Origin of the sequence: Nocardia sichangensis (assembly GCF_047200615.1) — a bacterium.
GTDB classification, from domain to species: domain Bacteria; phylum Actinomycetota; class Actinomycetes; order Mycobacteriales; family Mycobacteriaceae; genus Nocardia; species Nocardia sichangensis.
Genome location: NZ_JBJZOK010000005.1, coordinates 183,026 through 203,776 on the forward strand (window position 1 = coordinate 183,026; position 20,751 = coordinate 203,776).

Annotated in this window: 21 protein-coding genes; 9 read left to right on the forward strand and 12 right to left on the reverse strand. The window is 68.1% G+C overall.

The window, feature by feature from the left end; all coding sequences use genetic code 11:
* Positions 1-25: 25 nt before the first annotated feature.
* From mftR to ACL03I_RS09350, 6 genes are all read left to right on the forward strand, one after another.
* Complete coding sequence (mftR, locus tag ACL03I_RS09325; RefSeq protein ID WP_412805669.1) at positions 26-622, forward strand: mycofactocin system transcriptional regulator; 597 nt, start codon at positions 26-28, stop codon at positions 620-622.
* A 138-nt stretch (positions 623-760) separates the two neighbouring features.
* Positions 761-1,666 (forward strand): STAS domain-containing protein, encoded by a 906-nt coding sequence (locus ACL03I_RS09330; protein WP_039798458.1) that lies wholly within the window; start codon positions 761-763, stop codon positions 1,664-1,666.
* Positions 1,667-1,679: 13 nt separating this feature from the next.
* Positions 1,680-2,069 carry an STAS domain-containing protein gene (locus ACL03I_RS09335; protein ID WP_039798459.1) on the forward strand — a complete coding sequence of 130 codons (390 nt, stop codon included), beginning with the start codon at positions 1,680-1,682 and terminating at the stop codon, positions 2,067-2,069.
* Positions 2,059-2,472 (forward strand): ATP-binding protein, encoded by a 414-nt coding sequence (locus tag ACL03I_RS09340; RefSeq protein WP_051020806.1) that lies wholly within the window; start codon positions 2,059-2,061, stop codon positions 2,470-2,472. Before ACL03I_RS09335 ends, ACL03I_RS09340 begins: the two co-directional genes overlap by 11 nt.
* Positions 2,465-3,100 carry a SpoIIE family protein phosphatase gene (locus tag ACL03I_RS09345; protein WP_355077479.1) on the forward strand — a complete coding sequence of 212 codons (636 nt, stop codon included), beginning with the start codon at positions 2,465-2,467 and terminating at the stop codon, positions 3,098-3,100. Before ACL03I_RS09340 ends, ACL03I_RS09345 begins: the two co-directional genes overlap by 8 nt.
* Positions 3,097-5,388, forward strand: a complete 2,292-nt coding sequence (locus ACL03I_RS09350; RefSeq protein ID WP_355077478.1) for a SpoIIE family protein phosphatase — start codon at positions 3,097-3,099, stop codon at positions 5,386-5,388. The genes ACL03I_RS09345 and ACL03I_RS09350 overlap by 4 nt, the downstream gene beginning before the upstream one ends.
* Here ACL03I_RS09350 and ACL03I_RS09355 read toward each other — a convergent pair.
* Positions 5,333-6,397 carry a DUF4185 domain-containing protein gene (locus tag ACL03I_RS09355; protein ID WP_412805670.1) on the reverse strand — a complete coding sequence of 355 codons (1,065 nt, stop codon included), beginning with the start codon at positions 6,395-6,397 and terminating at the stop codon, positions 5,333-5,335. The two genes, ACL03I_RS09350 and ACL03I_RS09355, sit on opposite strands and share 56 nt — an antisense overlap.
* Positions 6,398-6,900: 503 nt before the next feature.
* On the opposite strand from ACL03I_RS09355, the gene ACL03I_RS09360 reads away from it, so the two are divergent.
* Positions 6,901-8,103 carry an AI-2E family transporter gene (locus tag ACL03I_RS09360; RefSeq protein WP_355077474.1) on the forward strand — a complete coding sequence of 401 codons (1,203 nt, stop codon included), beginning with the start codon at positions 6,901-6,903 and terminating at the stop codon, positions 8,101-8,103.
* A 39-nt stretch (positions 8,104-8,142) separates the two neighbouring features.
* Here ACL03I_RS09360 and ACL03I_RS09365 read toward each other — a convergent pair whose 3' ends face one another.
* The 8 genes from ACL03I_RS09365 to ACL03I_RS09400 all read right to left on the reverse strand — a co-directional run bounded on the left by ACL03I_RS09365 (position 8,143) and on the right by ACL03I_RS09400 (position 17,058).
* On the reverse strand, positions 8,143-9,153 hold the full coding sequence (locus ACL03I_RS09365) for a DNA topoisomerase IB (protein ID WP_355077472.1): 1,011 nt from the start codon (positions 9,151-9,153) through the stop codon (positions 8,143-8,145).
* A gap of 107 nt (positions 9,154-9,260) precedes the next feature.
* Entirely contained in the window at positions 9,261-9,971 is a 711-nt protein-coding gene (locus tag ACL03I_RS09370) for a hypothetical protein (RefSeq protein WP_355077470.1), read from the reverse strand.
* A gap of 460 nt (positions 9,972-10,431) precedes the next feature.
* Positions 10,432-12,744, reverse strand: a complete 2,313-nt coding sequence (locus tag ACL03I_RS09375; RefSeq protein ID WP_412805671.1) for an arylsulfatase — start codon at positions 12,742-12,744, stop codon at positions 10,432-10,434.
* Positions 12,745-12,828: 84 nt separating this feature from the next.
* Positions 12,829-13,887 carry a TIGR03617 family F420-dependent LLM class oxidoreductase gene (locus ACL03I_RS09380; protein ID WP_412805672.1) on the reverse strand — a complete coding sequence of 353 codons (1,059 nt, stop codon included), beginning with the start codon at positions 13,885-13,887 and terminating at the stop codon, positions 12,829-12,831.
* A 157-nt stretch (positions 13,888-14,044) separates the two neighbouring features.
* Positions 14,045-14,590, reverse strand: a complete 546-nt coding sequence (locus ACL03I_RS09385) for a hypothetical protein (protein ID WP_355077465.1) — start codon at positions 14,588-14,590, stop codon at positions 14,045-14,047.
* A 150-nt stretch (positions 14,591-14,740) separates the two neighbouring features.
* A complete protein-coding gene (locus tag ACL03I_RS09390; RefSeq protein WP_412805673.1) occupies positions 14,741-16,045 on the reverse strand; it encodes an APC family permease in 1,305 nt (434 codons plus the stop codon).
* 69 nt (positions 16,046-16,114) lie between these two features.
* Complete coding sequence (locus ACL03I_RS09395; protein WP_412805674.1) at positions 16,115-16,798, reverse strand: CPBP family intramembrane glutamic endopeptidase; 684 nt, start codon at positions 16,796-16,798, stop codon at positions 16,115-16,117.
* Between the two features lie 65 nt (positions 16,799-16,863).
* Positions 16,864-17,058 carry a hypothetical protein gene (locus tag ACL03I_RS09400; protein WP_412805675.1) on the reverse strand — a complete coding sequence of 65 codons (195 nt, stop codon included), beginning with the start codon at positions 17,056-17,058 and terminating at the stop codon, positions 16,864-16,866.
* Between the two features lie 228 nt (positions 17,059-17,286).
* Between ACL03I_RS09400 and ACL03I_RS09405 the strand changes: the two genes are divergently transcribed.
* Positions 17,287-17,925, forward strand: a complete 639-nt coding sequence (locus ACL03I_RS09405; protein WP_412805676.1) for a PAS and ANTAR domain-containing protein — start codon at positions 17,287-17,289, stop codon at positions 17,923-17,925.
* A gap of 35 nt (positions 17,926-17,960) precedes the next feature.
* Here the strand turns inward: ACL03I_RS09405 and ACL03I_RS09410 are convergent, their stop codons facing one another.
* On the reverse strand, positions 17,961-18,350 hold the full coding sequence (locus tag ACL03I_RS09410) for a winged helix-turn-helix transcriptional regulator (protein WP_356961988.1): 390 nt from the start codon (positions 18,348-18,350) through the stop codon (positions 17,961-17,963).
* 95 nt (positions 18,351-18,445) lie between these two features.
* Here ACL03I_RS09410 and ACL03I_RS09415 point away from each other — a divergent pair, with 95 nt between their 5' ends.
* Positions 18,446-19,321, forward strand: a complete 876-nt coding sequence (locus ACL03I_RS09415) for an alpha/beta fold hydrolase (protein ID WP_412805677.1) — start codon at positions 18,446-18,448, stop codon at positions 19,319-19,321.
* A 189-nt stretch (positions 19,322-19,510) separates the two neighbouring features.
* On the opposite strand, the gene ACL03I_RS09420 is transcribed toward ACL03I_RS09415, so the two are convergent.
* Both ACL03I_RS09420 and ACL03I_RS09425 read right to left on the reverse strand, forming a co-directional pair.
* Positions 19,511-20,419 (reverse strand): oxygenase MpaB family protein, encoded by a 909-nt coding sequence (locus tag ACL03I_RS09420; RefSeq protein WP_364428447.1) that lies wholly within the window; start codon positions 20,417-20,419, stop codon positions 19,511-19,513.
* A complete protein-coding gene (locus tag ACL03I_RS09425; RefSeq protein WP_356961984.1) occupies positions 20,416-20,688 on the reverse strand; it encodes a hypothetical protein in 273 nt (90 codons plus the stop codon). The genes ACL03I_RS09420 and ACL03I_RS09425 overlap by 4 nt, the downstream gene beginning before the upstream one ends.
* Between the last annotated feature and the right edge of the window lie 63 nt (positions 20,689-20,751).

Consider the following 20,751-nt stretch of genomic DNA (forward strand, 5'->3'; position numbering starts at 1 on the left):
CGTGGCGGCCGAGCACAATCGAACAATGCTGGAGAACCGGGCCAGGCGCGGCCGCCCACGCGGCACCACCAAACGCGAACTCGAACTGATCGCGATGCGACTGTTCAGCGAACAGGGCTTCGACGAGACCACCGTCGAGCAGATCGCCGTCGCCGCCGGCATCAGTGGACGCACTTTCTTCCGGTACTTCCCCACCAAGGCGGAGGTGCTCTGGTCGCAGTTCGACGATGAGGTCGCCGCACTGCGCGCCGCGTTCGCGACGGTGCCTGACGACGTTCCGATGATGACCGCGGTGCGCCGAGTCGTGGTCGAAGCCAACAAGTATCGCGCCGAGGACGTTCCGGAACTGCGCACCCGGATGCAGTTGGTCGCGAACATCCCCGCGCTGGCCGCCACCGCGGGCGCGCACTACGACGCCTGGGAGCGCGCCGTGAGCGCGTTCGCTGCGAGCCGGCTCGGCGAACCCGAGGACGGGCTCATCCCGCTCGCCGTCGGCCGGACCACGCTGGCGGCGGCGCGCGCCGCGTTCGACGCCTGGCTGACCCGCGCGGACGCGGACCTCACGGTGTATTTGGACGAGGCGCTCGCAGCGCTGGAACGCGGATTCGCTACGGTGCCGTGAGGCACTCCCGCACTCGAACATCAGGCGAACAACCGGCAGGTTTCGTCGGCGACTCGGGTGGGGTATGACTAGGCTCGGAATCGGCACGCGCCGAATGCACACAGATCCCGACTGAACCGTCGAAAGGGGCAGGAGTCCATGTCCGAGGTGTCCATGAGCCTTTCGGCGGATTCCCTGACCGCGGGACCGATCGATCAATTGCTCCCGCAACTCGTCGAGCACCTGCGCCAGAACCGCACCGCGCTGCGTGAAGAGTGGGCCCGCCGCATCGCCGACGCCCAACTGCTCACCGCCATGACCCCGGAGGAGATCTTCTCCGAGGCGACCTCGATCTACGACGGCTACGTCGACGTGCTCGAGACCGGTAGCGTCGAAGCGCTGCAGGCGTACGCGCGGGACCTGTCCGAACGCATCATCCCGAGAGGCGTCGAGACCGACGAGGTCATCGGCATCGTGCTTCTGCTGCGCGACGTGCTCGCACGCAGCCTTTTCGAGAAGTACCAGTCGGACTTCGAACTCCTCAACAAGGTGCTCGACGCCTACGAACCGGCCGCCAACCGCATCGCCAACACCGTGACCGTGTCCTTCGTCCAGGAGCGCGAGCGCGTCATCCGGCAGCAGCAGGAAGCCATTCGCGAGCTGTCCACGCCGGTGCTGCAGGTACGCGAACAGCTGTTGATCCTGCCCATCATCGGCGTGCTGGACAGTCAGCGCGCCCGCCAGCTCACCGAGCAGTTGCTGCGCGCCATCCGGGCCAACCGCGCGAAGGTCGTCGTCATCGACATCACCGGTGTGCCCCAGATCGACTCCACCGTGGCCAACCATCTGGTGCAGACCGTCGACGCGTCCGGCCTGATGGGCGCGAACGTGATCATCACCGGGTTGTCCTCGGAGATCGCGCTCACCCTGGTCACCATCGGCCTGGATCTGTCGAAGATGAACGCGGTCGGCGACCTGCAGGGCGGTATCGAAGAAGCGGAACGGCTGCTGGGCTACGAGGTTTCCCGCGTGACCGAACGGGTCACCGAACGCGACGGCCGCTGATCGGGCGCGCCACATGCCGGTTCCGATTCTCAAACAAGGGACGTATCTCATCGCGTCGGTGCAGTCGGCGCTGACGGACGCCGATACCGAGCGCCTGCAGGACGACCTGATGAAACAGGTCAGCAAATACCGGGCACACGGCATCATCGTCGATGTCACCGCGATCGACGTGATGGATTCGTTCGCCGCGAGATCGTTGCGTACCATCGCGCACATGACGCAGCTGCGCGGCGCCGAAACGGTGATCGTCGGTCTGCAACCGGAAGTCGCGTTCGCCATGGTGCAGCTCGGTCTCACCTTCGAGGACATGCACACCGCCCTCGATCTGGAAGAGGGACTCGCCTGGTTGGACCGCAAGATCCCAGCCCGTCGCCAGCGAGACGGTCGTGACAGTGGCCGCTGAGAACGTGGTGATCGCGGTCAGGGTGTCCGGAGACATCGTGACCGCACGTCAAGCCGGACGCGAACTGGCAGCGAAACTCGGATTCACCCTCACCGACCGCACGATGATCTCCACGGCGATCTCCGAGATCGCCCGCAACATCACCAGTTACGCGGGCAGCGGCGAGATCCGTCTGCTCGTCGACGACCGGGAGGGCCGTCAGGCCCTGGTGGTGCAGGCCGAGGACCAGGGGCCCGGCATCATCGACATCGCCAGAGCATTGGAGGACGGCTACTCCACCGGACGCGGGCTCGGGCTCGGTCTGCCCGGCGCCCGGCGGTTGATGGACCGGCTGACCGTGGATTCCGCGCCGGGTCGCGGCACGCTGGTGGAGATGTGGAAGTGGGTACCGAACGGTGCATGAGGACGGGTTCATCGGCCGGATCGAGTGGGCGGTGGCCGGACGCGCACTGCCGGGTCAACAGGTCTCCGGTGACCGCGGTGTCGTCCTCGACGCCGGTGGCGGCACCGTCCTCTTCGCGGTCCTCGACGGGCTCGGGCACGGCGCCGCCGCGGCGGACGCGGCCGATCGCGCCGCGCGGGTGCTGTCGGAGAACCGCGCCGAACCGCTGGACGTGCTGATGGTGTTGTGCCATCGGGCGATGGCCGACACCCGGGGGGCGGCGATCTCGCTGGCCCTGTTCGACGAGGGCGACACGGTGCGCTGGCTCGGCGTCGGCAATGTCGAATCGCAGGTGCTCACCGCGGGTCCGGCGGGCAGCCTGAAGGTGCACGCCACCGTCCTGCTGACCGCGGGCATCGTCGGCTATCGCCTTCCGGCCAACCTCCAGCCGCAGTCGGTCGCGGTCCGTCCCGGTGACCTGCTGTTGATGTCCACCGACGGTATCGTCACCGAATCCGCCTCGGCCATCGACCTTTCCAAGTCCACCGCCGACATCACCGCCGACATGCTCGCCCGGCACGCCAAGGACACCGACGACGCGCTGGTGCTCGCGGCGCGGCACCGCGGTGCGGGGGGGACGGCCAAATGAGCGCCCTGCTGGCCGACTTCCTGGACGACTATGGCGATGCGCTACGGCGGCACATGGATTCGCCGACCCAGGCCGGTCTCGCCGAGGGCTACGAGCTGGGCAGGCGGGCCCTGGTCGAAGGCATCAGCCTGCTCGACCTCACGGAGAACCACTTCCGCGTGGTCCAGGAAGCGGAGGAACAGCGACAGAAGGACGCGGCCACCGAGGGCCGCGAACTCGCGGCACGCCTACCGGAAACCGCGCTGGAATTCCTGTTGCAGACCCTGGTTCCGCTGGACATCGCGACCCGCGGCTATCTGGACGGCACCCGCCGCTACGAGCAGCAGCGCACCCGCGCCGACGATCTGGCCGGACGCGACGCGTTCCGCACGGCGCTGGTGGAATCGCTGCAGGACGGCTTCTTCGTCGCCGACGCGCAGGGCACCATCATCGAGGTCAACACCGCCTTCGGCGCCTTGACCGGCTACGGCGCCGCGGGCATCCCCTATCCGCTGCCGCATCCGTGGTCGAGCCCGGACGGTCCGCGCTATCCCGACCTCGGTACCGAGGCACAGCGCTTCGTCATCCCGATCCGGCACCGCGACGGGCGCAATGTATGGCTCGCGGTGAGCACCAGCGCCCTGATCAAGCCGGAGGACAACGAGCGGATCTTCGTCGGCACGCTCCGCGACATCACCGCCGAACACGACGCGCAGGCGCGCGACCAGGCCGCGTCCCGGCTCGCCACGGCTGTCGGCGCGGCCACCAGTGTGGTCGAAGTGCTCGCCGTCGGGCTCGACGAGCTGCGCCGTACCGTGGGCGCGGAAACGGCGGTGGTGGCGGTGTGGCCCAGCCGCAACGCCGTGCCGGAGGTGTACGTCTCGGGCACGGGCGCCGACCGCACTTCGCACGACGGCGCCGCGTCCCTCGACGACGGGTCGCGCGCCCTGCTGGAGCGGGCCAGACGCAGGCCGCCACGCAGCCTGCTGGCCATTCCGGATGGAGCCGAGAGCTCCGAGGGCATCGTCGCTCCGCTCGGCGAGACCGGCGACGCGGCGGTGTGGTTGCGCTTCGCCGCACCCCGGGCGATCAGTGCCGCGGACTGGACGCTGTTCTCCCTGTTGATCGGTCATCTCAGTCTCGCCGTGCAGCGGGCGCGCAACTTCGACCAGGCCCGCGCCACCTCGCTGACCCTCCAGCGCGCCATGCTCGGCCCGATCGATCTGCCGCCGCGTTTCTCGGTGCACTACGAGCCGGCGCTGCCGCCGCTGGAGATCGGCGGCGACTGGTACGACGTGGTGCCGCTGCGCGACGGCACCATCGGCGTCGTGGTCGGCGACTGCGTCGGTCGTGGCTTGTCCGCCGCGGTCGTGATGGGACAGCTGCGAACCGCCGCCCGTGCGCTGCTGCTGCGCGGCGCGGGACCTGCGCAGCTGCTCGCCGAACTCGACACCGTCGCCGCTCGCATCCCCGGCGCCATGTGCACCACCGTCTGCGCAGCCGTGCTGGACCCGGTGCGCGGTCTGGTCCGCTACAGCAGCGCCGGTCACATGCCACCGATCCTCGCGGACGTCGCCAGGACCGGCAGGCTGCTGGAAGGCGGGCGCTCGGTGCCGCTGGCGACCTTCGATCCGCCGCGCAGGCCGGAGGCCACCACGGCGCTCACACCCGGTTCGACCCTGGTGCTGTTCACCGACGGTTTGGTCGAACAGCGCGGCGTCGACATCGACGAGGGGTTCGCCAAGATCGCCGCGGTCCTCGCCGACACCTCGGGACGGCTGCCGCGCGAAGTGGCCGACGCGGTGCTGTCGCGCCTGCGGCCGTCCGCGGGGTACGACGACGACGTCGCCATGGTGGTCTACCGCCAGCCGCCCGCGCCGCTGCGGCTGGACGTGCCCGCGCGCGCGGACGAGCTCGCGGCCCTGCGGCGCACGCTGAAGGGCTGGCTGGCCGCCGCGGCGGTGCCGCACGACCTGGCCGCCGACCTGGTCGCGGCGGCCAACGAGGCGTGTAGCAACAGCATCGAGCACGCCTACCGCAACGACGACACCGGCCGGGTGCGGATGTCGGCCACCTGCGACATCGACACCGTCGTCATCGTGGTCGCCGACGCGGGCGGCTGGAAGCCACGGGCATCCGATCCGGGGTATCGCGGCCGCGGTATCGACATGATGCGCGCCCTGACCGAGGAACTCGACATCGACCACTCGGAATCGGGGACGACCGTGCGGATGTCGGTGACGCTGCCCGCGATCACCTTCCCGGTGGCCAATCCGTTGCGCGGGACGAACCGGCGCGTTCCCGGCTGAGGACCCGCCTTGCGCTGAGCGCAGCGGCGGGCCGAACTCCGTAGATCCGGTATTGCATACCCCGATACGGCTTACCGGATTCCGCCCATTCGCTGACGATCATGCAGAACCCGCCGTCGAACCTGCTGTCCGGGTGGACATAACAACCATAGAGGCGCGGCACGATATCGGGACCGCCCGGCGCCCAGAAAGATCCTTTCACCGGGCGGTAGGTCCAGGCTGTGCGCCAGTTGTCGGTGATCCTCCTGGCCACCTTGACGAAGGCACCGTAGGCCCCGGCGTCGAATCCCGACATCACCCAATACCCTTGGATCCGCCGCAATCCGATCTCGCCCAGTTTCGTGTCGTCGGCCAGGATGCCGAAACGCGGATCGCCGCCCGGATCCCGGCCCCAGCCCCAATCCTGTCCGTTCCAGCCCCATCCTTGCCAGGCCGCCGGGTCGATGAGCGCGGCATGGCTCTCGCGTACTCGCCACAGCAGCATGTTCTTGTTCCTGGCCAGTCCGCCGGTGGAGATGACGTAGACGTAGCCGTCGCCACCGCGTTCCCACGAGATCATCGTGCGTTTGCCGCCGTAGGCGCTGGTCGACCACCGCACGGCGGTATCGGTCCAGCTCTCGCCGTTGTCGTCGGAATACCGGATCTCGCACCACCGCTCGTTCGCCAATCCCTGGGTGACCATCACCCACAGATAGATCCGGCTGCCGATGGTGATGGCGTCGCAGGGCAGAACCGTGGAGTACTGGGGATTGTCGTGCGGGTAGTCCCAGAGTTGCCGGGCATCCCGCGCCGCCGATCGGAATTCGATCGGTGCGGACATGTCGTGGGTGCCGCTGCGCAACAGCATCGGGGAACGCCAATTCGGCCCTCCCACCGCGGGTTCGGCGCCGGAGAACGTGTCACCGAGCAGGTACCCGATCTCACCGCTCGGCATGCGGAAGGGGATGAACAGATCCGACCCTCCGATGTCGGCCATCGGCAGCGGGTTCAGGTTTGCGATCTTGGGCATCGCCGGATCCTGTCGATTCTCGGAGCGTCGCTGATGGATCGGCTCGTAGGGATCACCGCGAGTGTGCACGGGCTGTTCACCAGTATCGGCTGCCGATGGCTGCGACGTTGCTGATTCGGGCGGATGAGGGCACGCGAGAATGCGGAAACCGACTGTGCAGCTTGTATTCCGGCAGCTCGATGCGGTGACAGGCCGCGCTATAGCGGTGGCTTAGGCCGCTTTTCGGGTGCCGCTTCGGATGTGCACGGTGTTCGCCGACGGCTGGGAACGCGCGGGATCAGCTGGTGCCGATCGAACGACCCGACGGTGTCGATTCCATCGGGCCGCGGACCCCCGATGACGTGCGGGCGTGCCGTCGCCGCGGTGCGATTCCGCGCCGGTGCGACACCCTCGGCGCGTAGACCGGCCATCACCGCTCCGGACGCCGTGTTTGGGCGGCCGTACAGCGGGTAAATCGCGCACTGCCATACCGGGCCAGCACACCCACGGATCGGACGGAAGGTATGTCCGAAAGAGACACTCCCGACGAAGAACATCCCGCCCCCGATGCCGCGGACAGCGGACACAGCGGCGACATCGCACAACCCCACGGCACCGACGAATCCGGTCCGATCGTCGCCGCCGAGGCCGAAGCCGCCCGTGCGCGCAGTGCGGAGTTCCCCCTGGGCCGACCCGGGCGTCCCTTCGATCGGCGCTCGCCGTTCATGATCGGGATGACCGGAGCCGCCGGTGTCGCGGTGACCTACGCCGCCATTCGCACCGTGCTCGCGGCGGGCCAGACGCTGATCCTGATCGTGGTGGCGTTGTTCCTGGCTGTCGGGATGGAGCCGTTGGTGTCCCGGCTGGTACGGCCCCGGTTCCCGCGCTGGGCCGCGGTGACGACCGTCTACCTGGTCGGGCTCGGCCTGTTCGCCGGATTCCTCGCCGCGGCGATACCACCGCTGGTCACGCAGGGTGAGGCGCTCGCGCACAACGCGCCCGATTACGTCACTCATCTGGCCGACCGCTATCCCTACATCGGTAGCCTCGACCAGCGATTCCACCTGCAAGACCGGCTGCGGCGAACACTCGAATCGGACTCCTCCGGCTTGACCACCGGGGTGCTGGACGCCGGGCGCGCGGTGTTCTCGATTCTCAGCAGCACGGTCATCATCGCGGTGCTGACCGCCTACTTCATGGCGAACTTCACTCGCGTGCGCGCTTCGGTCTACCGGCTCTTCCCCCACTCGCGCCGCTCCCGCGCCATTCTGATCGGCGACGAGATCTTCGCCAAGGTCGGCGGCTACATCCTGGGCAACCTGGTCATCTCGCTGATCACCGCCGTCCTGACCGGCATCTGGCTGCTCATCTTCGACGTGCCGTACCCACTGCTGCTGGCGGTGCTGGTAGCTGTGCTCGACCTGATCCCGATCGTCGGTTCTACGCTTGCCGGGGTGATCGTCGCGCTGGTCGCGCTGACCGTCTCCCTGCCGGTCGCGGTGGCGACCGTCGCGTTCTTCATCGCGTTGCGCCTGTTCGAGGACTACGTTCTGGTGCCACGCATCATCGGCCGCGCGGTGCACGTACCCGCGCTCGTGACCGTGGTGGCGGTGCTGCTCGGTGGCGCGTTGCTCGGGATCATCGGGGCGTTGCTGGCCATCCCTGTCGCCGCGGCCGTCCTGTTGATCATGCGCGAGACCGTCCTGCCCTCACTCGACGAGCGATGAGCGAGACCGGGTGGCGGCCACATTCCCGGTACCTCGGTATCACCGTGTCCGGCGCAGCATGCGGATGACGGCGCTGTCGATGACCGCCCGCTCCGCGTCGGCGGATCCGGCCCGCTTCGCGCGCCGCAGCGCCGCGGCGACAGTCGTACCGTTCTCGAAGGCGGTCACCACCCGTGGATCGACATAGGACGCCTGGGCGACGGCCGGGGTATTGCCGAGTGCGGCTGCGACCTCGTCCATGACCTCCCGGACCGCACGCTTGCGCGCACGGAGGTTCGACGGCCGTTCCATCGAACCGAGCGCGGCCGCGGCCAGGACGGTCGCCTGCCAGGTGCGCAGGTCTTTGACGCTGCACTCGCAGGCGGCGAGTTCTTGGAAGCGCGCGTTGATGTCGTCGGCGCGCAGTTCGCCGTAGCGGTCGCCGTCCCGGTACACCAAGAGCCGATCGGATTCCGTCCTGCCGCGCTGCAGTGATCGAACGGCTTTGGCCAGCAATGGGTCTCGGACGCTCACTCGTCGCCGGATACCGCCCTTGGCGCGATAGTCGAAGAGCATCTGCTCCCCCGACACCCGGACCTGCTCGCGCAGCAATGTCGCGACTCCCCGGGTGCCGTGCTCCTCGGCGTACTCCTCGCCCCCGACCCGGAACACTCCGCGATCCACCAGATCGATGGCCACCGCTTCCACCCGCCGCCGGGCCGAGCCGCGCAGGGCCAGATCCTCCCGGACCTGCGCGCGGACCTCCGGCAGGCGGCCCGCCAAGGCCAGGACCCGGTCGAACTTCTCCTCGTCTCGCTCCTTGCGCCACTGCTCGTGGTACAGGTACTGGCGGCGGCCCGCGGCATCGACGCCGACGGCTTGGATGTGACCGTTCTCCTGCGCGCAGATCCACACCTTTCGCCAGGCCGGCGGAATCGCCAACCCGCGGACGCGCTCCAGTGTCGCGTCGTCCCGCACCGGTTCGCCGTGCACGGTGCGATAGCCGAACCCGCGTCCACGCCGGACGCGTCGGAGTCCGCCGTCGTACGGTCGGCTACGACGCAATCGCATGCTCACATCACATAGCTGCCCTGTCCTGGACGGGCGAAACAGTTCGAGGCGCCGGGACCCGGCAGGACGACCCGGCGCGGCACGTGTTCGGTGATCCAGCCGGAGAGTTACGGGGCCGACGGGACGAAGGGCTGGTTGACGGTGGTGAAGTACTGCACCAGAGCGGCGACGGCGATCGGCGCGGTGACGAAAAGCTGACCGGCGAGTGTGCCCAGAGCCCCCACGGCCAGGATTCCGCCCAGACAGCCGACGGCGGCGGCCGGGATGAACGGGCCGAACATGCCGACGATCGTCGCGGCCGCGACGGTCGCTCCCGCGATGCCGCCGAGCACGCAGCCGACCAGGCCGCCACCGAGGCCACCGGCGACGGTGCCGATCGCGGCGCCCGTCGCGATGGTGTCCTTCAGCCGGGTGAATGCCGCGACCTCCCGCTCATACGGCGTGCGCCAACGCGCCGAGTCCTCGAACGGCAGGGCGACCGGGCGGTACGCCGCGTGCTCGAGGTCGAACAACGGTGTGAGCGTGGCGGTCCGGCCGCCGATGTCGGCCGCGATCGGGAAAACGAAGTCGTCGACCCGGAATTGCAGCGGCGTGCCCGCGAGCACGGTGCCGTCGTTCGCCGCGATCGCGAACACTCCGTTCTCGGCCTGCAGCGAGCCGGAGTCGATCCGGACGACCACGCTCTCGGCGGAAGCGGTCGCGGTGTAGTTCACGGCTTGCCCACCGGCTTCCGGTGGTGCGGCGCCTACGTTTCCGGCCGGAACGCAGGCAATCGCGACAGCGAGCGTCGATATCGTGGCGATCTTGCGCACAACCATGTCCGTCAGTCCTGCCGCACCGTGCCCAGCACGGCCCTGCTGTTCGCGTCGACGGCGGCCGCGAGCAGCCCGCGCCGACCGGGAAGTACGCGGCGAATAGCGACTTTCATAGGAAAACCTCCTGCGGGAATCGTCATCTCGAAGACGACGATCACCTTCGCAAGCGTTGGCTTAAGACAGCCTGAAGTCGCCTGAAAACCGTTTCAGGCAAGCGTTTCTCTGTCATTGTCGGGCCGACGGCGTTAAGGTCGGTGACGGGTCGGGGTTTCCGGGGGTTTTCGCATTCGTTTCCGTCGGTCAGTCCCGACGCTGCCCGCGTCGGCTGTGCCCGCTGCTCAGCTGTCGCCGAGGCGCGAGGGTGGGTGCGCTCGATCCCCTCCAAATGCACCCACCTTCCCCGAGCACATGCTCGCCGCTGCCAGTTGATCGAACCGGTGCACCAACGCCCGGTCACAAAGGTTCATTCGGCGACGAACTCCGCCTCGCGCTCCACCGCCTCGATGGTCCGGCGCGGCACCTGGATCGGACCGGGCGTGTAGGTGACAGCTCGCAGCGCGCCGGTGTAGCGGAAAGTGCCGCGGCGTTCGCGCAGTTCCCACGCCACCGGACCGCGAGCGTCGACGCCGACGGAAATCCCGGTCCACGGTGACATACCGACCAGCTGGACTCGATCCACCAGCCGCGCGACCTGGACGCCATCGAGCTCGATGACGAAATCCCACCGCAGCCGGGGCCGCACCGTGGCGCGCACGGTGATGTGCCGCGTTCCTTCCGCGAGGGTGCGCGTGGTGACGCTGTCGTAGCGGCCGTAGCTGTTGACACCGAACGTCACCCGGCCGTTCTCGAGGTAGAGCACATAGCCGCCCAGCGGGTCGCCGTGCGCGACGAGAACCCCTTCGTCGCCGGACGCGTACCCGGCGAGTTCCGCCTCGATGACGAAGTCCCGATAGGCGATCAGTCGCTGCGAGCGATACCGCTCCAGGGTCGGGGTGCCCGGCAGCAGCCGGACCGGCGCGGAGAATCGATCCTCCTCCGGCCGCCGCCGTGCCAGATCCTGGCGCGTGAGCAAGGGGAACACGGTATTCGCCCAGGCGGATTCGTCCCATGCGGCGGCCAGTTCCGCGACCTTCTCCGGGAACCGCTCGGAAAGATCGTGCAGCTCCGTCGGATCGGCGCGAACGTCGAACAGCTGCCATCTCGGCTCATCGATATCGGTCCCGGGCTCGTACAGCGACAGCAGTTTCCATCCGTCGCGATAGAAGCCGCGATTGCCGACCATCTCCGAGTACTGCTCGGTGTGCTCGGACACCGCATGGGGGTCACGCAGCGTCCGCACGGCCGAGACGCCGTCGAACTCCTTGGCGGGCAGCCCGTTGCGTACGCCCGGCCGCCGCAATCCGGCCAGTTCCAGCAAGGTCGGCGCGAGATCGGTGACGTAGGTGTACTCGTGCCGGATGCCGTTGTCGCCCGTGCCGCGCGGCAGCCCCTTGGGCCAGGAGATCACGAACGGCACGCGTACGCCGCCCGCGAAGGTCTGGCCCTTGTAGAAGCGGAACGGCGTATTGGACGCCTGGCCCCACCCGCGCGGATAGTGGACACCCAGCTTCGCGGTGCCGATCAGCTCCTCGTCGTGCGGGACGTCGCCGATCCAGTCCGGATCGGTGATGTGGGCGAACTCCGCGAAGTAGCTGCGGGTGCCTTCCGGCCCGCCCTCGGCGGTGCCGCCGTTGTCCGAGGTGAACACCACGATGGTGTTGTCGAGCTCGCCGAGTTGTTCGAGCGTGTCGACGAGGCGCCCCAGGCTCTGGTCGATGCTGTCGACCATGCCCGCGTACACCTCCATGTACCGCGCGAATCGCCGCTGCTGTGCGGGAGTCAGCGAATCCCACTCCGCCGCTTCGTAACCCGGCTCGGTGTTGCGGGGCTTCTGCTGCGTGCCCGCGGGAAAGAGGCCCTGGGCGAGTTGGGCGGCGAACCGGCTCCTGCGCAGATCGTCCCACCCCTTCGCGTAGCGGCCGCGGTATTTGGCCAGGTCCGCGGGCTTGGCCTGCAACGGACCGTGCATGGCGACGTGCGCGAAGTACAAGAAGAACGGCTTGGTGGCGTCGTGCGCGCGCAGATCCTTGATGTAGGCGATGGCCTTGTCGGTCAGATCGTCGGTGAGGTAGTACCCCTCCGGGTACTCCTCGATGTCGACGACCGAGGAGTCCGACACCAGCTGGTTCGGGTAGTAGAAGGAGTTGAGGCCCTCGAGCGAGCCGTAGTAGCGGTCGAAGCCGCGCTGGGTCGGCCAGGAATCCCGGTGCGCGGCCGGGTTCATCGTGGCGTCGCGCACCAGGTGCCATTTGCCGACGGCATAGGTGGCGTAACCGTTGCCGCGCAGGATCTCCGGCAGTGTCAGCACGTCGTCCGCCAGTTCCAGGCGCAGCCCCGGATATCCGGGATCGGCGTTGGCGACGAAGCCGAAGCCGGCGCGGTGGGCGTTGATGCCGGTCAGCAGCGACGCGCGCGACGGCGAGCACAGCGGAGTGGTGTGGTAGTTGGTCAGCCGGAGACCGTCGGCGGCCAGGCGGTCCAGCGTCGGCGTCTCGATCTCGGAGCCGAACGGGCCGATGTCGCTGTACCCCATGTCGTCGATCAGCACCACGACGATGTTCGGAGCCCCCTCGGGAGCGGTGGGCGGATAGCTCCACTCCGGTGTCGAATCTGCCGTGGTGCGGCCGACGGAGCCGCCGAAGTCGTCATAGCCGCGAGCATGGGGTGGAACAGGCATTCGTGCAGTCAAAGCCACCTTCGCCCGGGTCACCACTCTTTCGCGCATCGTGCGCCGAACGGATGACCCGGTGGTCCGCGGTTGCTAACTTCGCTGTCGGCCCTGGGCCGCGTCGAGCGACGGGCGCACCTCACCGCTCCGGTGCAATGCTTGCACCAAGTCTGCGACGTCCGCCGCATCCGGTGTGTAACCGGGGAAGTAGCAGCACACCTCTTCGATCCCGGCGCCGAAGCGGGCGCTGATCTGCGCCGCGCACTCTTCCGGTGTGCCTGCCACCCCGATCGTGCGCACCATTTCGTCGGTGACCGCCGCCCGCATCTCGGCGAAATCGCCCGTCTTGGACAGCGCGTTGAGTTTGGGATGCAGCGCCGCCCATCCCTCGACTTCGAGGACCGGACGATACGCGGGCGTGGACCCGTAGAACGCGATCAGCGAGCCCACGCCGCCCATCGCGGCGGTCAGAGCTTCCTCGGTGCGCCCGAGCGCGACCATGACCTGAGCGATCACCGGGAATCCGTCCGCGGTCCGCCCGGCCCGGCGCAGGCCCTCGGCGACGGCGGGCAGTGTGCGCTCGGTGAAATGGCGACCGCTGTTGAACGGCATCACCAGCAGTCCGTCGGCGACCTCCGCGGCCTTGCGCGTCATCACCGGTCCGAGCGCGCCCATCAGCACCGGAGGCGGACCGAACGGGTTCGGCCCGGGATCGAAGGTGGGCGGCATCAGCGTGTGCGTGTAGTACTTGCCGCGAAAGTTCAACGGGCCCTGCCTTTCCCACGCGGCGAGGATCGCTTTCACCGCCGCCACGCTCTCCGCGGTGCGCTCCGCGGGCGCGCCCCAACTGCTGCCGTAACGCTTCTCGATATGGGCGCGGATCTGCGAGCCCAACCCGAGCCGGAACCGTCCCTCGCTGTAGAGCCGCAGATCGTAGGCAGCGTGGGCCAGATGCATCGGGCTACGCGGCCCGGCGATCGCCACGTTCGTCATCAGTTCCAGGGATGTCACTCCGGCTGCGACGACGAGGGGAAAGAACACGTCGTGCGGGCCCTCGAAGGTGAACAGGCCGTCGGCCCCGGTCTCGGCCAGCGCTCGCGCGTCGGCCGCGACGTGCGGTGGCGCTCCGGTGACCTGCACATGAACCTTCACGCCGACCTCCGCCGGTCTCGGTGCGTCACGCTTTCCGCGACACGACGACCCCATCGTATGGACAGCGCTCTGTGCACGTGTCCAGTTCGAGCGAACCGCTCTCGGATCGGCTTCGCGCGATGTCACCGCCGTACCGCGGAACTCCCGAGGGGTGAGGTCACGTACCGAGCAGCGAGTTCTCGCTCACGGTGACGACGACCACGATGTCGCCGTAGGGCGCCGCGCCCATGGCCAGTCTGTGGCCCAGACGCGCCAGACCGAGCCATCGTCCGTATTTGGTCTGCATACCGGTCCGCACCTGGTGGAACAGTGGCCCGGTACGAAGCAATTCGGCCGTGCCCTGATGCTGCCGCGACCCGAGAGCCGGCGCACCTCGCCAGTCCGCGGCCTGCACGATGACCCGAGGTTCGCGGGCCAGATGCCGAGCCTCGCTGGAATGCGACGAGATACAGAAGGCCAGACGCCCGTGGTCGACCGGTAACACGAGGTGCGGCACGGTGTTCCAACGCCCCGTGGCCTCCGGCCGTGGGTACGTCACGCGCACTGTGCTCGCATCCCACCACAGCATCCCCGGATGCCATTCGCTGGGACGATTCGGGACGGCGAGAACGCGATGCGCCGCCGGGAGCCGGTTGTACCGCCGCGGGGTGTAGCCGCGGAGTCTGCTGCGGAGCGAGGAGCCGCCGTGCACTGGATAAGTCATCGCGTGGAACCTCCGGGACAGGGGCGAGTTCAGGGGGTACCGATCCGATCTCCGTACTGCGATCGGCGCTGTGGCGCCGTGAAGAAGTACCACCGGGCGCATCCAGGTGCAACGACCTGTCCGTGTCGCCGCGCAATGGAGAGCGAATCGTCATGCGCCGCGCCCGGCCGAGAAAGCGTTATGGCCGTCCGGCTGGGACCGATGCGCGCGAACCGCGTTCACGGCGGCGAACAGCAATCCGATTCCGATCAGAATGCAGCCCCGCAACCACACGACCCCGTCGATCCGGGTGAACAGGAACAGACAGGAAGCCAGTCCCAGCCAAGGCACGACGCGGGGCACGCGAAAATGCTCGGCCACGTCGGGCTCCCGCCGCAGGATCAGCACCGACGCATTGACCGCCGCGAAAACGACCAGCAGCAACAACACCAATGTCTCGGCGAGGGAGGCCACCTCGCCGGTCAGCGCGAGCGACAACGACGCCGCCGCGGTCACGGCGATCGCCACCCACGGCGTCCGGCGGCCCGGCAGAATCCGGCCCAGCGCGCGCGGAAGCAGCTCCTCGCGAGCCATGCCGTAGGCCAGCCGCGAGGACATGATGCCGGTCAGCAGCGCCCCGTTCGCGACGGCCACCAGGGCGACCACGGCGAACAACTCGTCCGGGACGCCACCGGCCAGGCGCACCACCTCCAGCAGCGGACCGCTCGAATTCGCCAGCCGATCGGTGGGCACCGCCGCGCCGGCCACGAAGCCGATCAGCAGGTACACGCCACCGGCGGTAAGCAGCGCCCCGAACAGCGCGCGCGGATAGGACCTGCGCGGCTCGGCGACTTCCTCCGCCAGATTCACCGAGGTCTCGAACCCGACGAAAGAGTAGAAGGCCAGCACCGCGCCCGCCAGGGTCGCGCCGACGACGCCGTGCTGTTCGGTCCCCACGTCGGCGAGCCGGGCCGGTTCGGCGTCTCCCCGAACGATCACCCACGCGCCGAGCCCGATGACCACGACGAGCCCGCCGAGTTCGACCACGGTCGCGGCCACGTTGGCGCCGAGCGACTCCTTGATGCCATAGATGTTGAGCAGCGCCAACGCGCCGATGAACACCACCACGACCAGCGCGGTCGGCAATGTGACCAAGGCGCGGAGGTAGTCCGCGGCGAACGCCCTGCTCAGCGCGGCCACCGACACCACACCGGCCGCGAGCATGCAGAAGCCGACGAGCGATCCCGCGGCCGGCCCGAGCGCACGGCGAGCGTAGTGGGCCGAGCCGCCCGCCTTGGGATACTTCGTCGCCAACTCGGCATAGGAACCGGCAGTGAGGCAGGACATACCGAGGGCCACCAGAAGCGGTAACCAGATCGCACCACCGGACTCCCGCGCGATGTTGCCGACCAGCACGTAGACGCCCGCGCCCAGGATGTCACCGAGAATGAAGAAGTACAGCAGAGGCGTGCTCACCGCCCGTCGCAGAGTATCCACCACAGGGCGGCGGATACCCGCGTCATCGACGCCGAAGCTCGCGCCGTGTCACGCCGGCGTCGCCGCGATCATCCGGGTGGGGACCGCCTGCACGGCGCCGTGATAGAAGTGCCTGCCCAGACCGACCGTGAACACGAGGATTCCGTACACCGAGTGCTCCACCGACGCGGTGAACAGCGACCGGGTCCGCGAGTACCGCGAGGCGAAGATCCAGCCACCGACGCCGCTGGCGGCGACCGAGAACCAGCTGCCGAAGACGATGTGCACGAAGCCGAACGCGGCCGCGCTCGCGATCACCAACCTCGCGCCTTCCCCGAAGACGGGCGCGTACCGGTGGAACAGGAACGATCGGAAGATCAATTCCTGCGGGTACACGCTCAGCACGGGATACAGCACCGTCACCGCGAGCCATATCCGGGGATTCCGCCGGGGCAGATCGAACAGATCCTCCCGCCGCACCACCGCGACCGCCGCGGTGAGCGCCACCGCGCTCGCTGCCGCGCCCGCCGCCATCGACCGCGCCTGGGCGCGCAGTGCCTCGCTGCGCCAGAACGCGGCGCGATCGAAATCGGAGGAACGCCGCAGATAGACCGCCGCGCCCGCGGCCAGCGCGAGCAGTGCGGGAATCGGCGACTTGCCGCGCGACACCGCGTTGTAGACGGTCGCTCCGCCGAAGAACAGTGTCGCGTACTCGGCGCCCAGGTACACCCGACGCCGCAGTCCGATCCGCACGGCCCCAGCATAATTCCGCAGCGACAAGCGCGCCGATCACATTCGGACGATGGGTACCGACATCCTCAGCGGGACAACCACCCTGCGAACCACCGGGACAGCAGCGGCATGATCACCCACACCATCGCGGCCACCGCGACCGGCACGATACAGGCCAGCCGGAGCGGCGACGGCAGATGGTCCACTTCCCGCTCCTTGCTTCGCCGCTCACGCCCCGCGTTCTCTCCGAGCAGACGGAGCAGACCACGCCACTGTGACATTCGCGAATGCCTCGCACAGTGTGCCTGCTGCCGGAGCCACGACGCGCATGGTCGGTCTTCCCGCACCAGGGCACGATGGTCGCGCAGGCGCTTCCACAGCTGTGAGCCCGGCCGCCCGCGGATGCGTCGCGGCGTCGTGAGGCGGTTCACGCCTGCGCGGTACACACGCATACCCATTACGCGGCGGGGAATGCCGGACCAGTGAACGACAATGCGCCATCGGGGGCCGTGCCCACGGTCCCCGTCTCCAAAAGAACGGGAAGTTTCCAATTCTGGTTCGCCGATCAACGCTGGGAATGGTCGGAGGAGGTCGCGGCCCTGCACGGGTACGCACCGGGTGAGGTGACACCGACGACGGAACTGGTCCTGGCGCACAAGCATCCGGACGACCGAGCGGAGGTCGCCGACACTTTGGCGACGGCGGTGCGGACCGGGCTGCCGTTCAGCGGCCGCCACCGCATCGTCGATACCGTGGGAGTGACGCACCACGTGCTGGTCGTCGGCGATCAGATGCGTGACGCCACCGGTGCGGTGGTCGGCACGGCGGGGTACTACATCGATGTCACCGACACCGTCGACGAGGAGCGCCAGGAGATCATCGACGCCACGCTGCCGGAGATGGTCGCCGCCCGCGAAGTGATCGAGCAGGCGAAGGGCGCCTTGATGCTGGTGTACGGGATTTCGGCCGATCAGGCATTCCGTGTGCTCACCTGGCGATCACAAGAGACGAATACGAAACTGCGTGTTCTGGCCGAGGAACTCGTGGCCGCGCTGATCGATTTCGGCGGTGCGGATGTGCAGACCCGCACGCGCTTCGACCACGTGCTGCTCACCGCGGACGAACGTCGTGTGCAGGGCTGCCCTTGACCCGATGTCGTCGGGGTCTCGGCTCCCCCGTCGTGTCAGTGGTTGTCCGGACGGCCGTGGTCGATCTCGGCCATGTGCGCTTCGGCCCACGCGCGTAGCGCCGCCAGCGGAACTTCCAGCGACAGACCGAGTTCGGTGAGCCGGTAGTACACGCGCGGCGGCACGGTGGGTTCCACGCGCCGTGCGACCAGGCCGTCCCCGGTCAGATTCCGGAGTGTCACGGAGAGCATCTTCTGCGAGACACCGGGCATGCGGCGCTGGAGTTCGGCGAAGCGAATCTCGCCGGGCGCGGCCTCGGCGAGCAGTTTCACCACCATGGAGACCCATTTCGTGCCGATGCGGTCGAGCAGCCGCCGGGTCGGACAGGCGGGATCGAACAGGTCACCGGCGGCTTCGACGTGCTTACGCAGGGGATCGGTAGTCACCTCGGGCTCACCACCTGATTCGAAGGTGCGGTCTTGGCAGCGCCGCTCAGCTTACCTACGGTCACCTGATAACCAATAGTGACCAGGAGTAGGTGATGACCACCTTGTCTTCCGAGATCTCGTTGCGCCGCATCGCGACCAATGGCATCGAGGTGAACGTCGCGATCGCCGGACGTGGGCCCGCGGTCCTGTTGTTGCACGGGTTCCCGCACACCTGGCAGCTGTGGTCCGAGGTGATCGGGCCGCTCGCGCGAGGGCACCGAGTGATCGCACCGGACCTGCGCGGCCTCGGGGCGAGCACGCGCGCGGCCGACGGCTACGACGCGGGGAATCTGGCCGTCGACGCCGCAGGACTGCTGGACGCGGTCGGCGAGCCGACCGCGGCGGTGGTCGGAATCGACGCGGGCACGCCACCCGCCTTTCTGCTGGCCATGCGGCACCAGCACCGGGTGCGGCGACTGGTGCTGATGGAATCGCTGCTGGGCACGCTGCCCGGCGCCGAGGATTTCCTGTCCGCCGGGCCGCCCTGGTGGTTCGGGTTCCATGCGGTGCCGGGCCTCGCGGAGAAGGTCGTCGCCGGAAACGAGGCGGCGTATATCGACTGGTTTCTGGACGCGGGCACTTTGGGCCACGGTGTCCCCGGGCCGATTCGGGACGCCTTCGTCGAGGCCTACGGCAACCCGGAGGCGTTGCGATGCGCGTTCTCCTACTACCGTGCGATGCCGGCCAGCGCCCGGCAGATACACGACGCGGCGGCCACCGCACGGCTCACGGTGCCGACCATGGCCGTCGGCGCACACCCGGTGGGTGACGCGCTGGCCCGGCAATTGGCTCCCATCACCGATGTGCTGATCCACCATGAGATTCCGGGTTGCGGGCACATCATCCCGCTGCACGCACCGACGGAACTGGTGTCGCTGCTCAGCGATTTTCTTGCCGCCGACCGCGGGGCCGCACTACGGCCGGATTGACGGGAAAGCGCGGACAAACCAACCGAGCCCCGAACCGATATACATCGGTTCGGGGCTCGCTCGGGGGTATTCGCGCCTATCCACCGATCGCTCGGTAGTTTGACAAGACGAATGTACCGGGCTGTACGCGAAATCACCAAACCCGGGTTCCGCGGGGGCGGAATGGTTCAACGAGCAACTTGTTCGGACTCATATGAGGTTCTTCTGCTTGCGGATTCGCCGACGCAGATCGACCATCAGCGCGTGCGATCCGCCGTGCCGCACGAAGCGCGGAATGAAGCGGTTGACAAAGGAAACGAATACGAACAGGTTCTCGAACCTCCGCTGGTCGGCGTCGGTCCACTCGACCCGGAGCTGTTCCCGGAAAATCGGGGCCAGGAATCCGATGGTGAGGAACCGGAGCAGGTTCCGGAAAGGCAGCCGCAGGTACCAGTGGATCATGCGAAGATTCAGCAGGCTCTCGAGGTAGCCTCGGACGTAGTCGTCCAGCACGACTTGCTCGCACGCGGTGTTCCAATATTCGTCGAATTCCGCGCGGGTGGCGGGCCACATGTCCTCCGTGACCTGCAAGGTGGTGCCCAGAGTGGAGGACGAGGTGTAGAACGCTTCGGCCTGCTCGTCGTTCATTCTACCGTGTAACAGCTGGTAGGTATCCTCGAAACCGATGTAAAGGCAGGCGGCGACCCACAGTTGGAGGTTGCGGTCGAAGGCGTTGTACTTCACGGCGGCGCCCGGGGCCGAATGCACCTGCCGGTGCGCCACATTCACCGCTTCGCGATATGCCGCGCGCTCTTCGTCGGTACCGAGGATGGCGACCGCGAGATATTGCGTGGTCGTACGCGCCCGTTTCCACGGGTGCTTCATCAGCGAGCCGGACTCCACCTTGCTTTCGGCCACGCCGTAGCCGACGCCCGGCCGGGCCATCTGCATGACGACGTTGGCCGCGGCGCCGGCGAAGGACCAGAAGTCCAGAGCGTCGGTGAGTTTGATCGGCCGCTTGGTGTACGGCCGATGCGTGACGCTGATACCGATGCGGGTGCGATCCTTCGTCAGCGACGCACTGTGTTCGCGATCGGGTTGATGAGCGACTGCGGTCATCGGGATGTCCTTCCATCTGCGTTCATACGTCGCGCGACCAGGCGAACCAGTCGCGCCGACGTCAGCCGGACACCGCCGAACACCAGCCCGGCGGCGGAGAGCACGACGAGGAACTCGAACACGGTCAACTCCGCTCCCAGCACCCGACTGACGGTCGACGGTCCGGACCCGACCGTGTCGCGCCACCCCGCGGACTCCGAAGCCGGGGTACGCCCGACTCCGGCGCGTTCCCACTTCGGTCGCTCCTCCACGAGAACATCGGCGGGCATCGGACTCTCCTGCGTTCGATGACCTGGACCGGTCACCCGTGCTTATGTTACTGATGATTCTAC

What these genes read in the sequence shown, in the direction of transcription:
- mftR (WP_412805669.1), top strand. Translation starts at nt 26, where the DNA reads ATGCTGGAGAACCGGGCCAGGCGCGGCCGCCCACGCGGCACCACCAAA.
- ACL03I_RS09335 (WP_039798459.1), top strand. Translation starts at nt 1,680, where the DNA reads ATGCCGGTTCCGATTCTCAAACAAGGGACGTATCTCATCGCGTCGGTG.
- ACL03I_RS09425 (WP_356961984.1), bottom strand. Translation starts at nt 20,688, where the DNA reads ATGCCCGCCGATGTTCTCGTGGAGGAGCGACCGAAGTGGGAACGCGCC.
- ACL03I_RS09360 (WP_355077474.1), top strand. Translation starts at nt 6,901, where the DNA reads ATGTCCGAAAGAGACACTCCCGACGAAGAACATCCCGCCCCCGATGCC.
- ACL03I_RS09365 (WP_355077472.1), bottom strand. Translation starts at nt 9,153, where the DNA reads ATGCGATTGCGTCGTAGCCGACCGTACGACGGCGGACTCCGACGCGTC.
- ACL03I_RS09375 (WP_412805671.1), bottom strand. Translation starts at nt 12,744, where the DNA reads ATGCCTGTTCCACCCCATGCTCGCGGCTATGACGACTTCGGCGGCTCC.
- ACL03I_RS09350 (WP_355077478.1), top strand. Translation starts at nt 3,097, where the DNA reads ATGAGCGCCCTGCTGGCCGACTTCCTGGACGACTATGGCGATGCGCTA.
- ACL03I_RS09370 (WP_355077470.1), bottom strand. Translation starts at nt 9,971, where the DNA reads ATGGTTGTGCGCAAGATCGCCACGATATCGACGCTCGCTGTCGCGATT.
- ACL03I_RS09400 (WP_412805675.1), bottom strand. Translation starts at nt 17,058, where the DNA reads ATGTCACAGTGGCGTGGTCTGCTCCGTCTGCTCGGAGAGAACGCGGGG.
- ACL03I_RS09385 (WP_355077465.1), bottom strand. Translation starts at nt 14,590, where the DNA reads ATGACTTATCCAGTGCACGGCGGCTCCTCGCTCCGCAGCAGACTCCGC.
- ACL03I_RS09415 (WP_412805677.1), top strand. Translation starts at nt 18,446, where the DNA reads ATGACCACCTTGTCTTCCGAGATCTCGTTGCGCCGCATCGCGACCAAT.
- ACL03I_RS09330 (WP_039798458.1), top strand. Translation starts at nt 761, where the DNA reads ATGTCCGAGGTGTCCATGAGCCTTTCGGCGGATTCCCTGACCGCGGGA.
- ACL03I_RS09355 (WP_412805670.1), bottom strand. Translation starts at nt 6,397, where the DNA reads ATGCCCAAGATCGCAAACCTGAACCCGCTGCCGATGGCCGACATCGGA.
- ACL03I_RS09420 (WP_364428447.1), bottom strand. Translation starts at nt 20,419, where the DNA reads ATGACCGCAGTCGCTCATCAACCCGATCGCGAACACAGTGCGTCGCTG.